14 protein-coding genes are annotated in these 13,162 nt (G+C 40.2%); 11 read left to right on the top strand and 3 right to left on the bottom strand.

Annotated features, from left to right (window positions below; genetic code table 11):
- Positions 1–6 precede the first annotated feature (6 nt).
- The 4 genes from LG307_RS15245 to LG307_RS15230 all read left to right on the top strand — a co-directional run bounded on the left by LG307_RS15245 (position 7) and on the right by LG307_RS15230 (position 3,981).
- A complete protein-coding gene (locus LG307_RS15245) occupies positions 7–453 on the top strand; it encodes a MarR family winged helix-turn-helix transcriptional regulator (RefSeq protein WP_404443636.1) in 447 nt (148 codons plus the stop codon).
- A 73-nt stretch (positions 454–526) separates the two neighbouring features.
- Positions 527–1,393, top strand: a complete 867-nt coding sequence (locus LG307_RS15240) for a permease (RefSeq protein WP_404443633.1) — start codon at positions 527–529, stop codon at positions 1,391–1,393.
- 76 nt (positions 1,394–1,469) lie between these two features.
- Positions 1,470–1,865, top strand: a complete 396-nt coding sequence (locus tag LG307_RS15235) for an ArsR/SmtB family transcription factor (RefSeq protein WP_404443631.1) — start codon at positions 1,470–1,472, stop codon at positions 1,863–1,865.
- A complete protein-coding gene (locus LG307_RS15230) occupies positions 1,855–3,981 on the top strand; it encodes a heavy metal translocating P-type ATPase (RefSeq protein ID WP_404443629.1) in 2,127 nt (708 codons plus the stop codon). The genes LG307_RS15235 and LG307_RS15230 overlap by 11 nt, the downstream gene beginning before the upstream one ends.
- A 344-nt stretch (positions 3,982–4,325) precedes the next feature.
- Here LG307_RS15230 and LG307_RS15225 read toward each other — a convergent pair whose 3' ends face one another.
- The gene (locus tag LG307_RS15225) at positions 4,326–4,817 is read right to left on the bottom strand and encodes a hypothetical protein (RefSeq protein ID WP_404443626.1); all 492 of its coding nucleotides are present in this window, start codon (positions 4,815–4,817) and stop codon (positions 4,326–4,328) included.
- Positions 4,807–5,187 (bottom strand): hypothetical protein, encoded by a 381-nt coding sequence (locus LG307_RS15220; protein ID WP_404443623.1) that lies wholly within the window; start codon positions 5,185–5,187, stop codon positions 4,807–4,809. Before LG307_RS15220 ends, LG307_RS15225 begins: the two co-directional genes overlap by 11 nt.
- A gap of 237 nt (positions 5,188–5,424) precedes the next feature.
- Here LG307_RS15220 and LG307_RS15215 point away from each other — a divergent pair, with 237 nt between their 5' ends.
- Both LG307_RS15215 and LG307_RS15210 read left to right on the top strand, forming a co-directional pair.
- Positions 5,425–7,164, top strand: a complete 1,740-nt coding sequence (locus LG307_RS15215; protein WP_404443621.1) for a glycosyltransferase family 4 protein — start codon at positions 5,425–5,427, stop codon at positions 7,162–7,164.
- 14 nt (positions 7,165–7,178) lie between these two features.
- A complete protein-coding gene (locus tag LG307_RS15210) occupies positions 7,179–8,240 on the top strand; it encodes a sugar phosphate nucleotidyltransferase (RefSeq protein ID WP_404443618.1) in 1,062 nt (353 codons plus the stop codon).
- A gap of 38 nt (positions 8,241–8,278) precedes the next feature.
- On the opposite strand, the gene rpmG is transcribed toward LG307_RS15210, so the two are convergent.
- Positions 8,279–8,428, bottom strand: coding sequence for a 50S ribosomal protein L33 (rpmG, locus tag LG307_RS15205; RefSeq protein WP_010194590.1), 150 nt, complete (start codon positions 8,426–8,428; stop codon positions 8,279–8,281).
- 199 nt (positions 8,429–8,627) lie between these two features.
- Here rpmG and LG307_RS15200 point away from each other — a divergent pair, with 199 nt between their 5' ends.
- The 5 genes from LG307_RS15200 to LG307_RS15180 all read left to right on the top strand — a co-directional run bounded on the left by LG307_RS15200 (position 8,628) and on the right by LG307_RS15180 (position 13,105).
- Positions 8,628–9,203, top strand: a complete 576-nt coding sequence (locus tag LG307_RS15200) for a 5-formyltetrahydrofolate cyclo-ligase (RefSeq protein ID WP_404443615.1) — start codon at positions 8,628–8,630, stop codon at positions 9,201–9,203.
- A complete protein-coding gene (locus LG307_RS15195) occupies positions 9,181–9,975 on the top strand; it encodes a DUF92 domain-containing protein (protein WP_404443612.1) in 795 nt (264 codons plus the stop codon). The genes LG307_RS15200 and LG307_RS15195 overlap by 23 nt, the downstream gene beginning before the upstream one ends.
- An 89-nt stretch (positions 9,976–10,064) precedes the next feature.
- Positions 10,065–11,009 (top strand): L-lactate dehydrogenase, encoded by a 945-nt coding sequence (locus tag LG307_RS15190; RefSeq protein ID WP_404443609.1) that lies wholly within the window; start codon positions 10,065–10,067, stop codon positions 11,007–11,009.
- Between the two features lie 64 nt (positions 11,010–11,073).
- Entirely contained in the window at positions 11,074–11,253 is a 180-nt protein-coding gene (locus LG307_RS15185) for a hypothetical protein (protein ID WP_404443607.1), read from the top strand.
- A 133-nt stretch (positions 11,254–11,386) separates the two neighbouring features.
- Positions 11,387–13,105: a methyl-accepting chemotaxis protein gene (locus LG307_RS15180; RefSeq protein WP_404443604.1), complete on the top strand. Its 1,719-nt coding sequence runs from the start codon at positions 11,387–11,389 to the stop codon at positions 13,103–13,105.
- The last annotated feature ends 57 nt before the right edge of the window (positions 13,106–13,162 follow it).

Raw genomic sequence — 13,162 nt, 5'->3', positions numbered from 1 at the left:
AAAATAATGGAAGATGTAAGGGCAATCCTTCAGGTCACAATGCGACGGTTCGGGATGTTGAATAAAAACTGCTGCTCGGTAGAAGACCATGATATTTCACAAGTACAAAGTCATATTTTATATGAACTGGCAAGAACAGAAAGTCCATCCATGCAACAAGTTGCTGAAACGATTGGCATGGATATCACGACATTCAGCAGACAAATTCAAACATTGGTTAAATTGGAACTGGTGGAAAAAAGACAATCAGCTGAAGACAAAAGAGTATATCACTTATACCTCACTGAAAACGGAAAGAAAGTAGAACAAGAAATTAATCAACAAATGCTACACTACTTAAAAAACGTGTTTTCAAATTTAAGTGAAAACGAAAGCGTTGAGGTGGTAGAGTCCTTAAAGGTTTTGAATGCAGCGATGAGCAAAAGCAGTATGTGCTGTAAACCTTTATATTGAGCAAGTATCAAAGCTTGCTTTTTTACAGAATTAATACTTGCAAAATACAAGTAATTAAAGGGAGATGAAATTTATGGTTAAAGATATTATGACAAGTTTTATGTATATCGCTTTGGAGTTAACGGTCTTGTTTGTTCTCATTACCTTTCTAGTTTCCATCATTCAATCTTTGGTCCCGTTTCATAAAATGGAGAAGTGGCTCAATCAGAGAAATACGCTTCTAGGTGCGGTAATAGCCGTCTTGTTTGCTTTTATTACTCCCTTCTGTTCATGTTCCACCATCCCAATGGTGGTCACCTTGCTGAGAAAGAAAATACCATTTGGAATTGTGATGGTTTTCCTTTTTGCCTCACCTGTACTTGACCCGACCATACTTACAATCATGACTGCATTGATGGGGTGGAAGGTGGCACTTATCTATACTCTAACCACAACAGTTCTTTCCATTATTATTGGATTGTCGCTAGGTAAATTAGGTTTTGAGAAGCAATTGAAAAATGTGTTGCTGAAAAACTATCATCCTAAGAGTAAAGGAATCGATCTGAAAAGATCAGTAGCAGAAACGCTTACTCTCATGAAAACCGTTTATCCTTTCTTATTAATAGGTGCCGCTATCGGTGCAGTGATTCATGGAGCTGTCCCTACATCCTTTATCACACAATATCTTGGGGGAGATAATTGGTGGCTTGTTCCAATAGCAGCGATCATCGGGATTCCGTTATACATCAGACTATCGACCATGATCCCTATTTCCCAGATGATGATAGCGAAAGGAATGGCTTTGGGACCTGTCATGGCATTGCTAATCAGTTCAGCTGGAGCGAGTCTTCCTGAAGTGGCACTACTAAACAGCATTTTTAAGAAAAAATTGGTGGTAGCGTTTGTTATTTCAGTGATATGTATGTCCACGATATCAGGATTCTTATTTTATCTAATTTGAATGTATTGACTATTTTATAAGTGTTGGCATATACTAATATTCAAACGAACGTTTGAATGTGAAGGGGAGTTTGTTTATGCCGACCAAGTCCAGTTCAAAAGTTTTGTCCGTGCAACAATGTCAGGAAGAATGTGCAGATGAAACAAAAGTAAATGAAGTGAAGAAACAGATAGATGAAACAATGACTTATGATGTGGCAAAGATATATCGAGCGTTGTCTGATCCAACCAGGTTGAAAATAGCACAAGCGCTTAATCTTGCAAAAGAACTTTGTGTGCATGATGTCGCAACCATTACAGAATCAACAGTGGCAACAGCTTCACACCATCTCAGGCTTTTAAGGGACCTTGGATTGGCGAAATTCAGGAAAGACGGGAAGCTTGTGTATTACTCCCTGGATGATGACCATGTTAAGCAATTAATTGATATTGCCTTTACCCACCAAAAAGAGGTGAAGACACGTGAAAAATAAAGTGGAACAAACTTACCGCATTCAAGGATTAACTTGTGCAAACTGCGCACAAAAATTCGAGAATAATGTAAAAAAGATAGAAGGTGTTTCCGAGGCTAGAGTGAACTTCGGTGCATCTAAGATTTCAGTCAGTGGAGTTGCAAGCATAAGTGATATCGAAAAGGCTGGGGCGTTTGACAAGCTGAAGCTGTCTTCCGAAAAAGAGGATCTACCGGAGGAACCGGCTGTTCCGTTTTATCAAAAACATGCAACCGTCCTTCTCTCGTTCCTGTTCCTTGTCGCAGGCTGGGTGGCATTTTTTCAACAGGGAGAAGATCATCTATCTACTATTATTCTTTTCGCTGCTTCCATTGTAATAGGCGGTTACAGATTATTCTTCACTGGACTTAATAATCTTATTAGGCTTCAATTTGACATGAAGACCTTAATGACGATTGCCATTATCGGTGCTGCGATTATCGGAGAATGGGGTGAGGGTGCAACTGTCGTCATTCTTTTTGCAATCAGCGAAGCTTTGGAATCCTATTCGATGGAAAAGGCACGAGCTTCTATTCGGTCCCTGATGAATGTATCACCTAAACAGGCGACTATATTAATAGAAGGAACGGAAAGGCAAGTGTCTGTAAAAGATATAAAAATCGGTGACCGGATGTTGGTAAAGCCTGGCCAAAAAATTGCAATGGACGGGATCATTGTTAAAGGTGGGGCTTCCATCAGTGAAGCGGCGATTACAGGGGAAAGCATTCCTGTATCCAAAAGCGTAAATGATGAGGTGTTTGCTGGAACCTTTAATGAAGATGGGCTGTTGGAGGTAGAGGTTACTAAACGGGTGGAGGATACTACCATTTCCAAAATCATTCATCTTGTCGAAGAGGCTCAGGCTGAAAGAGCACCTTCTCAGGCTTTTGTGGATAAGTTCGCTAAATACTATACACCGTTAATTATTGTCATTGCTATTCTAGTAGCAATAGTTCCTCCGTTGTTCTTCGGTCTGGACTGGAACACTTGGATCTACCAAGGCCTGGCAGTTCTTGTTGTTGGTTGCCCTTGTGCACTCGTCATTTCTACTCCTATTGCAATAGTGACAGCAATAGGAAATGCTGCACGAAACGGGGTTTTGATCAAGGGCGGGGTTTTCCTTGAAGAAGTGGGTAGAATCAAGGCCATTGCCTTTGATAAGACGGGGACATTAACTCGAGGAGCACCGGAAGTGACCGATGTTCTGGCCTACCATTTTAGAGAGGAAGTGTTGTTAAAAATCATTGCGACACTTGAAGGTGGTTCCACCCATCCATTAGCATCAGCCATTCTTCAGAAAGCGGAAGTGGCAGGGGTAGCCGATACGAATTATACCATGGAGCATTTTGAATCTGTTGCGGGTAAAGGGATAAAGGGGTCCATTAATGGTATTCTTTATCAAGCGGGAAGCCCCAATTGGTTCTTGGGTCAAAAGCATCCGGAAGTGGAAGAGCTGTCAGAAAGTATCCATCTACTTCAGAATGCAGGAAAAACAGTGATTGTAGTGGGGACTTCTGAAAAAATTCTAGGGATCCTTGGTATCCGCGATGAGATAAGAGAAAGTAGTGCCTCCAGTATAAAAAGTTTGAAGGAAATAGGCATTTCTCCTTTATACATGCTGACAGGAGATAACGATAGAACCGCAGAAGCAATTGGACACGAGGTAGAGATAGACCATGTGAAATCGAGTCTGCTGCCGGAAGATAAGCTTCGGTATATTAAAGAACTACGTGAGAAACACGGTAGCATAATGATGGTAGGGGATGGAATTAACGATGCACCGGCCCTTGCAGCTTCCTCAGTAGGAGTGGCAATGGGAGGAGCGGGAACCGATACTGCGCTTGAAACGGCAGATGTAGCATTGATGGGAGACGACCTGCGCAAACTTCCGTTCACCATCAGACTGAGCAAGGAAGCATTGGCTATCATCAAGCAGAATATTGGGTTCTCTTTAGGGCTGAAGGTTTTGGCGCTACTGCTGGTGATTCCAGGATGGCTGACCTTATGGATTGCGATCTTTGCGGATATGGGAGCAACACTGCTTGTGACGTTAAATAGTTTGAGGCTTTTGAAGGTAAAAGATCAAATAAAGAAATAGCAAAAAGCAGCATCCTCTCCGACCGTTTTGGAATCATCCGGCGAGGATGCTGCTTTTTTATGAAGTAGATCGCTGTAAAGATAATTTGGGATATATAGGGAATCGCCCGTTTTTTTAAATTATCGCCCGAAATGGGTCATTTTTCGCCCGTAATTTTGAAAAATCGCCGGTAAAATTTTATTATCGCCCGATTACTCTGAAAAATCGCCCGTAAATTCAGATTATCGCCCGATTCAGTTTAGAGGCTATTTCAGGGCATCTTGCTAACGGGGCAAACCCTCCGTTTACCAGTTGAAAGCTATACAAAAAAGCACCGTCCCAAGTAGATCGGTGCTCATGCAAAATTATTTAATCAACACTTCTGCTGCTTCTTCGTAACTCATGCCTTTTTTCATGGTAAATGTACCAGAACGGACCTTGGTGGCAATGTTATTGTCTTCAAGGTAAGCGTCAAACTTCTTGTCATCCTCGATGATCCCTTCGCGTGCTAACAATGCGGTAATCTCATAGGTTGCCATTCCATCCGGTATGACAATTTCAAAAGGTTCATTCGTTTCTTCTTGCACTTCTTCTGTCTTTTCTTCTTCGTTGCTGTTACTCTCTTCTGCCAAATCTTCTTTTTGTTCTGTTTTTGTTTCCTCTACTGGTTCAACCTCAGGCAATAACTCGTCATACTCTTCCTTTGATAAAAGATGCAGTTCATTTTCTGCCGCATATGCCTGAACAGACTCTTCATTCAATGTAGTTGCTCCTGCGCTGACAATCGAATAGGCAACTCCCATTACTCCTGTTGCGAAGAGAATACCGATTGCGAACGCTCTAAGATTAGTTCTCATTGGCTACATTTCCTTTTAGGTTGGCAGATTGAAGAATCTGTTCCACTTTGTCCATGGAAGTGGAAGTGAATTGAGAGATTTGAGAAGGAGTGTATCCTTTTTGATAAAGGGAAATAGCAACATCTTCTTCGCTTACAGTTTGGTGGGATGCTAGTTTTTTAGCCTTTGACTTATGTATAGGAGTGGATCCACCTAATAGTTCTTCTTCTAATACTTTCATTTTTCTTTCCAACTTATATTTGTCCTGAACAACATCAAAGGATAGTTGTTCCATTTCCTTTTCTAAATCTGCAAATTTGTCATCCACAAAGAAGGAAATCACAATCACTGCGACTGCAATAATAATCAAACTTATACTTGCGATTAACATTTTTTCACCTCAATAAATAGTTTCTCTCTTTTTTATATCATAGGAGTAGAGATGGAAAAATAGTCTTTCGACAAATTCCTCAGAAACATATGAAGGTTTTGTGAACGTTTTGTGTCAACGGACATAAAAAATTTACGCTTTATCACAAAAGACGACAAAAACCGGCTGTTGTGGAAAAGAAAATCCACGTGATAAGATGAAAGAAAAGATAGAGTCGTGGGGGAAGAGGTTTGGACCATGAGCATCATTGAGCCAAAAAAGGAATTTATTAGGTTGATGTTTTGCGATGACGGAAACATGAAAGCAGAATGGGTCGTGCATCAATGGAGGAAAGATTTCGTTAAGGTCTATCAGTCATCAGGAGAGGATGGGCTGAACATCAGACTGATAGGATGGAAAAGAAGCTCACAGGTCAGTAGAAAGGACGTCTTCTTCTTGGATATACTAACAGAAATGAATCATGGTAGCATAACACTTCCGGAAATCAAGGACTACACTTTTATTCGAGCGGAAATTGGTGTAGGAAAAGAGGAAGTATTTTTTCCTTTTTTCCAAAGCAACAAGTTGAAAGTAGAGGGTGGGAGACGCGCAGCGGGAGAAACGGAAGCGATATGGACACCGATAAACGTAATTGACAAAGAAAAATGGCAACAGATGTCAGCCGCATACACATATTACGCAAAATCCCCATATGAATTACTAAAAGCACGTCAGTTAAATGATGGAACATTTCAGGAAACTGTTACTTCTGATGTATTCTATTCTGAACATCAATCACATAATCATTTGTTACATGAAGAAATAAAATATACCTATCATATTATCATGTTGTCCTGGGAGTGTCCCCCTGCTGTTCTGGGGGGGCTAGGGCAGCATGTATGGCAACTTTCCAAACAGCTGGCTAAGGCAGGGCATCTCGTGTCGCTTGTGACTCCTCATTGCCTTGGAGCACCTGAGACGGAAACAGTGGAAGGGGTAACCATATACAGGGCAAAAGAAGTGGAATGCACGTATGAAGATTTTCACCTATTTGTCGCCCAGACCAATATGAACTTGGTAGAAAGAGTGCGGAATCTATCAAGTAGAAATCAATTTTCAGTCTTACACGCCCATGACTGGCTTGTGGGATTTGCTGCAAGAGCTTTAAAAGGGTTTATGGCACTTCCTTTGGTTTCAACTATCCATGCACTTGAAGAGGGAAGGAGTAGTCTTGAATACTCTATCCAGCTTCAAACCGCTAAATGGGAAGAGTCCCTGATTCGAAATTCTGATGCGTTAATAGTTTGTAGCTCTTTTATGAAGACTGAAGTGAAAAAAAAGATGATTGGTAAAAAAGAGGTTCGTGTCATCCCGAATGGGGTTCACCTTTCTAAAGAGGAAAGTGAAAGTGTATCGGACTTTTTAAATCGAAAATCATATACCCATCTTGCATTATTTTTAGGCAGAATGGTACCTGAGAAGGGCATTGCCACTTTACTAGATGCTACAAAAAAAATTCATGAAACCCATCCTGAATGTCTGTTTATCTTAGCTGGAAAAGGCCCTTACATGTCGGACTATCAATCATTAGTTTGTCAGGCTGGGCTGGAGAAAACGATGTTATTTGTCGGATATTTAAATGACCGTGAAAAAGCAACTATTCTTAAGCGTTGTGACATGCTAGTCGTACCAAGCAATTATGAGCCATTTGGAATAGTGGCAATTGAAGGCATGGCAGCTGGCAAACCTGTTATTGCAGCAAGGACTGGAGGGCTCTCCTCCATCATTAAAGACGGAGAGACTGGTTTATTGTTTGAGCCAGGGGATGCCATGGATTTGAGTAAAAAAATTTCTTCGATTATCGAGAATCCAACCTTAAGTGCTAGCTTCGGGGAAAAGGCATTGAATGAAGTGAAGCAAAAATATAACTGGGAAGATGTAAGAGATGAGACAGAGGCGGTTTATGAGACAACAGTTACTACTTCTTCCGTCCAGTAGGAGGGATAAAGCTTATGAAAGCAGTCATTTTGGCTGGGGGTAAAGGTACCCGGCTGATGCCGTTAACACAAAAACTCCCTAAACCCTTGGTGCCACTGCTGAATAAACCTGTTATGGAATATAGTATTGAGCTCTTGAAGGAGCATGGAATCACAGAAATAATTATCACTCTCCAATACTTAAGCGATAAGATTAGGAACTATTTTGGTGATGGATCGCAATGGGGAGTGAACATAACCTATCTCCAGGAAACGGTCCCCTTAGGTACTGCCGGGAGCGTAAAAAATGCAGAGCATCTGCTTGATGAACCTTTTCTAGTTATCAGCGGTGATGCCTTGACTGATTTCGACCTAATGGCAGGAGTACATTATCATGTACAAAAACACTCCTTGTTCACCATTTTTACGAAAGAAGTCAAAAAACCAAATAAGTTTGGCGTGGTTGATACAGACGAAGAGGGGCATATCACCAAGTTTGTGGAGAAACCATCGAAAGAAGAGGAATTCAGCAAAGTTGTAAATACCGGCATCTATGTAGTAGATCCATTTGTTTTGTGCATGATGGAAAAAGGGAAAGAGTATGATTTTAGCAAGGACATTTTTCCAAGACTGATTAAAAACGGCATGAGCCTCTATGGTTACCACACAAATGGTTATTGGAAGGATATTGGCAGTCATGAGGATTATCGTCAGGCACAATACGATATGCTCGATAAAAAAGTACGGGTCCATATTGCGGCCGAAGAAGTACTGCCGAACTTATGGGTTGGATCCAATGTTAAAATGGAAGACAATGTCACCATCAACCGGCCGGCATATATCGGCAATGATTCTTATCTCGGGGATCATGTGGTTATCGGCAAGTACACCATCATCGGTAAGAGCTCTAAAATTTCGAAAGACTGTGAGTTAAGCAGGAGTATTGTCTGGGATGATGTGACCATTGAGCAGACTTCCCCATCATCGATAAGAAATGTAACGATTGCCCCAAGGTATCAGATTAGTGAAGGATACAAAGCGGGTCCATCGGTCAAGGTCAAAAATAAAAAGAATATAAGCCCAGTAGAAGCTGGTTAATGGGCAAAAAAAATAAGCAGACAGGAAAATCCTGCTGCTTATTTTGTTTCACGGTGTACAGTTACTTTTTTCAATCTTGGGCTGTATTTTTTAAGCTCAAGACGATCTGGGTTGTTACGTTTATTTTTAGTAGTGATATAGTTACGATCACCAGTTTCAGTACAAGCTAAAGTTACGTTTACGCGCATCGTTATCCCTCCAAACATATAGTGCATTCAATTCAGACCTTACTATAATATCATTATTTTTTTTATAATGCCAGTTTTTTTTCGGGAAGGGGAAAATAATGTTTAGGGGCTCAGTAAACTCCTTGTTTGCTTTCGTTTTTGGTGTGGGAGTGAAAGTATTTTGGTATGGTAATAGTAAGGTGTGTTAGGAGGCAAAGAAATGATAGAGAAAAGTATCTTAAGGGAAGAGATGAAAAAAATATTAGGGGACATGGACCGTTCAAGCCATGAATTAATGAGCAAAATCATCCAAGCTAAACTGTTTTCTTCCAACGAATGGAAGGATGCGCAAACGATCGGTGTAACCATTTCGCGTTTTCCTGAAGTGGATACAGAAGGCATTATCACCCGTGCTTGGGAGGAAGGAAAGAAAGTCGCTGTGCCGAAATGTTTCCCAAAGGATAAAAGCATGAACTTCTATTATCTAGAAAACTTCAACCAGCTTGAGTCCGTCTATTTTGGATTAAAAGAGCCTATCGTGTCAGAAGTCGAATTATGCCCTAAAGAAAAGCTGGATTTCATTCTTGTTCCCGGTCTAATTTTTGATGAGAAAGGATATAGAATAGGCTTCGGTGGCGGATATTACGATCGATACTTAATGGATTATAAGGGCTATAAAGTCTCTTTGGCATTTTCACAACAGCTATTGAAAAGAGTACCAACTGATCATTACGATATTCCCGTACATAAAATCGTGACAAATGAGGCTGTATATGACTGCATTATTAGAAAATGAGATTCTATTAATTATCGGGATTATTGCATTGGCTTGGGGAGGATACAAGCTAAAAGCATTGGCGGCTTCCGGCGCTGTTGGAACATTCCTTGTAGGGATATTTATAGCTCTAGGTTTTAAAGGATATGGTCTCCTTTTAATTGGATTATTCTTTGTGACTTCTAGCTTGTGGAGCAAATACAACCGTAAGCAAAAGGAAGAAGTAGCGGATTTGCATGAAAAAGGCTCCCAACGCGATATCGTGCAAGTTTTTGCGAATGGCGGTGTGCCAGCACTTATTGCAATCAGTGCTTACATGTTTCCTTCAGATTTTTGGATCTATGGCTTTGTCGTCTCCATTGCTGTCGCAAACTCAGATACTTGGGCATCGGAAATAGGGTCACTAAGTAAGAAGCGGCCGTTTTCCATCAGAAAAATGAAAACAGTGGATCCTGGCACGTCTGGGGCCATCTCTTTACTGGGAACTCTGGCAGCAGTTGCTGGTTCAGCGCTAATCAGTATCGCTTCCTACATTTTATGGAGTGAAATAACGATAGAACTAGTTCTTTTCCTTGCTGCAATGGGGGTAGTCGGTTGTTTTATTGATACGTTTCTTGGGGCAACGGTTCAGTCTGCTTACCGTTGTAAAGTATGCAGCAAGCAAGTGGAAAGAAAGGAACACTGTCAACAGTCCACACAATTAGTAAAAGGCAACAAGTGGGTGAACAATGATGTGGTCAACATATCGTCTATATTAATAGCAAGTGCCATCACCATACTAATTTATATGTAACAAAATAGTTACAATTTGCTCAGTGTTTCACAAACTTTTTTGATACAATAAAGTTGTAATAGTTAACCTAGGTGAAAAGAGGAGATACCATGAGAAACGGAATTAGTCGTGTTGCTTTGATAGGAACAGGGTTTGTCGGGTCAAGTTATGCATTTGCCTTATTGAATCAAGGTGTTACAGAAGAGCTTGTATTGATCGATCTGAATAAAGAAAAATCAGAAGGCGATGCAATGGACCTCAATCATGGAATAGCATTTGCACCAACGCCAACAAAGATTTGGTATGGCGATTATAAAGATTGCAAGGATGCAGACATTGTGGTGATTTGTGCAGGTGCCAATCAAAAACCTGGTGAAACTAGATTAGATCTTGTCGAAAAGAATACAAAAATATTTAAGAGCATTGTGGATGAAGTAATGGCAAATGATTTCGATGGCATTTTTCTTGTCGCCACAAATCCGGTGGATATCTTAACGTACGCTACTTGGAAATTCTCAGGTCTGCCTAAAGAGAGGGTGATCGGCTCTGGAACCATTCTCGATACTGCCAGATTTCGTTATGTACTCGGTGATTATTTTCAAGTGGATGCTCGCAATGTGCATGCTTACATCATTGGGGAACATGGAGATACAGAACTGCCAGTATGGAGTAAAGCGGATATCGGCGGAAAACCAATTTTAGAGATGATGACGAAACAGGAAAAATACAAAGAGGAAGATTTAAATAATCTATTTGTAAGTGTAAGGGATGCCGCCTATCATATCATTGAAAGAAAAGGTGCAACCTATTACGGAATTGCCATGGGTCTTGTAAGGCTGACAAAGGCAATCCTTCAAAACGAGAATTCCATATTGACCGTTTCAGCCTATTTGGATGGGGAGTATGGTAGTAAGGATATCTACATCGGAGTACCTGCCATCGTCAACCGAAACGGAATAAGAGAAATTCTTGAGCTTGATTTAAGTGAAAAAGAGACAGAGCAGTTTAAACATTCTGTTCAGATCCTATCAGATATTAAAGAGAAAGTATTCTAAAACATGCCTTTTCATGGGCATGTTTTTTCTGTTTTTAAGCAAGATATAGATAGGAGGGATGATAATGGGTTTCTTGCTAAGAATTTTTCTGATTGGTGTCGGTACATATGCCATTTACCAAAGTCGTTATAAAATCCTAAATTACATTTTAGCAATCGGTAGCATTAGGAGATTTGTTGTAGCATTTGGGATGGACATTCCGTTTGTACGCGACCGCTTTTTACAAACCGTATTTCGAGGATAAACTGCCAGTTCATGCTGGTGGTTTTTCTTTTACCTCTATCACTGGAATAATTACATAAAATTAACATTACATTAATATTCTTCCTCTATAATTTATTTTGATATACGAATAGATTTGCAGGGGGACCAACTCGATGAGACAACTTGTCAGTAATAAACAGAGAATGACGGAGAAAGTACAGCATTTTGCAGGGAAAATAAATTTGGGAACTAGACTCTTCATACTCTTTATCACATTAATGCTCGTTTCCATATCGGCAGTCGGACTAGTTTCCTATACAAAATCTAAAGAGATGACCATTAATAGTATCGAAAACCGTCTTGTAAGAGAAGTGGAACTTATGAGCTATATTGCTGAGAATTTAAAGTTTACTTATATAAGTGACGACGCGTATTTTATGCAGCAGTTAGAGGTAAACATCCGCTCCCAAAGGGATACTTTGAAAGAAGACGGTATCATGTCCGAGTTTTTTTATATAACCAATAACAACATTCAGCCATTCAAGATAAGTGAAGACAGTCTGCCGGCGGTACCAGATTCCTTAGTTAAATCAATGGTCAGCAACAACAATGGGATCTTAAAAGACTCCATTAATGGGGTGGAATATACCATTACCTTCAGGGAGATGAAAGAGGTCGGTGGCATATATGGGGTTATTCTTCCGACCAGTTCTTATTTAACTCCTGTTCATGAAATGGGCTTTTTCACTCTCATAGTCATCCTTGTGAGTATCGTGATTTTCACCATTATTACTATCATTTTTGTCCGGACCTTGACCAAGCCTTTATCCATCCTTCGTGAAGCGATGAAAGAGGGAAGGGAAGGGAACCTAAGGCCTGCAAAAAATATCAAAACGTCTATACCTGAAATTGTATCATTAAACAAGAGCTACAATTCGATGATCCATAACATGTCACAAGTTGTAGATGAGATCAAGCAAACCACTAAAGAATTAGAGGATACAGGAATTCATCTTGGCCTTTCTTCTGAAGATTCCATGGTTTCTACCCATCAGTTAATATCATCCATTAATTTGGTGAAAGAAGGAGCTATGCAAACTGCTGCTAGTTCTGAGACGAGTGTTCAAAGTATTAAAGAAATGAAGGACATTGTAGGTGAAATGCAAAATAATATGATGCGCGTTTTTTCTAGCTCGAATAGAATGGATAACTCGGCTGAAATAGGAAAAAAACACATGAATACTCTTATTTCTACCATTGTGAAATTTGAACAGGATTTTGAAGACTTGTCGAACACGGTGAGAAATGTAAAAAACTATTCTGCTTCCATTACTGGACTGGTAGGACTGATTAAAGGAATGGCAGAACAAACGAAGCTGCTGGCATTAAATGCAACCATTGAAGCCGCTAGGGCAGGAGATGCCGGGAAGGGATTTGCTGTGGTAGCCACTGAAGTGAGGAACCTTGCTGAACAATCAACAAGTGCAGCTGAGAAAATTACCAATTCCATTGGAAAAATGGAAAATGTAACAGCCAATGCTGTAAATGAGTTTGAAAACATGCATGTAAAGATAAAGGATAACTTACGCATGGCAAACTTATCTAAAATTACTTTTGATGAGCTTATGTCCGAAATGAAAGAAGTTAGTAATAACCTAACCGTCATCAATGGGGATCTGCTAGGGTGGAAAGAGTTTCTACCCAATTTAGAGTGTGCTGCGGACAGTTTGCTTTCTGTTTCTCAAGAAACCTCCGCTAGCTCTGAGCAAATGCTTTCTGCAAGTGAAAATCAAGTGGGACAGATGGAATATACAAATGAAATAGGAAAGAAACTAAGTGCCCTTTCCAAATCCTTATCTGTCATTACTGCAAGATTCAACTGCGACTCATAGAACGAAATCCATATAGTTATTTTTTTACTTTTCTCCTTGGACCATTTAAAATAAAGG

Origin of the sequence: Sutcliffiella horikoshii, assembly GCF_044809035.1 — a bacterium.
Classification (GTDB): domain Bacteria; phylum Bacillota; class Bacilli; order Bacillales; family Bacillaceae_I; genus Sutcliffiella_A; species Sutcliffiella_A horikoshii_G.
This window is presented reverse-complemented; position numbering and strand designations above follow the sequence as displayed.

What these genes read in the sequence shown, in the direction of transcription:
- LG307_RS15245 (WP_404443636.1), top strand. Translation starts at nt 7, where the DNA reads ATGGAAGATGTAAGGGCAATCCTTCAGGTCACAATGCGACGGTTCGGG.
- LG307_RS15240 (WP_404443633.1), top strand. Translation starts at nt 527, where the DNA reads ATGGTTAAAGATATTATGACAAGTTTTATGTATATCGCTTTGGAGTTA.
- LG307_RS15235 (WP_404443631.1), top strand. Translation starts at nt 1,470, where the DNA reads ATGCCGACCAAGTCCAGTTCAAAAGTTTTGTCCGTGCAACAATGTCAG.
- LG307_RS15225 (WP_404443626.1), bottom strand. Translation starts at nt 4,817, where the DNA reads ATGAGAACTAATCTTAGAGCGTTCGCAATCGGTATTCTCTTCGCAACA.
- LG307_RS15220 (WP_404443623.1), bottom strand. Translation starts at nt 5,187, where the DNA reads ATGTTAATCGCAAGTATAAGTTTGATTATTATTGCAGTCGCAGTGATT.
- LG307_RS15215 (WP_404443621.1), top strand. Translation starts at nt 5,425, where the DNA reads ATGAGCATCATTGAGCCAAAAAAGGAATTTATTAGGTTGATGTTTTGC.
- LG307_RS15210 (WP_404443618.1), top strand. Translation starts at nt 7,179, where the DNA reads ATGAAAGCAGTCATTTTGGCTGGGGGTAAAGGTACCCGGCTGATGCCG.
- rpmG (WP_010194590.1), bottom strand. Translation starts at nt 8,428, where the DNA reads ATGCGCGTAAACGTAACTTTAGCTTGTACTGAAACTGGTGATCGTAAC.
- LG307_RS15200 (WP_404443615.1), top strand. Translation starts at nt 8,628, where the DNA reads ATGATAGAGAAAAGTATCTTAAGGGAAGAGATGAAAAAAATATTAGGG.
- LG307_RS15195 (WP_404443612.1), top strand. Translation starts at nt 9,181, where the DNA reads ATGACTGCATTATTAGAAAATGAGATTCTATTAATTATCGGGATTATT.
- LG307_RS15190 (WP_404443609.1), top strand. Translation starts at nt 10,065, where the DNA reads ATGAGAAACGGAATTAGTCGTGTTGCTTTGATAGGAACAGGGTTTGTC.
- LG307_RS15185 (WP_404443607.1), top strand. Translation starts at nt 11,074, where the DNA reads ATGGGTTTCTTGCTAAGAATTTTTCTGATTGGTGTCGGTACATATGCC.
- LG307_RS15180 (WP_404443604.1), top strand. Translation starts at nt 11,387, where the DNA reads ATGAGACAACTTGTCAGTAATAAACAGAGAATGACGGAGAAAGTACAG.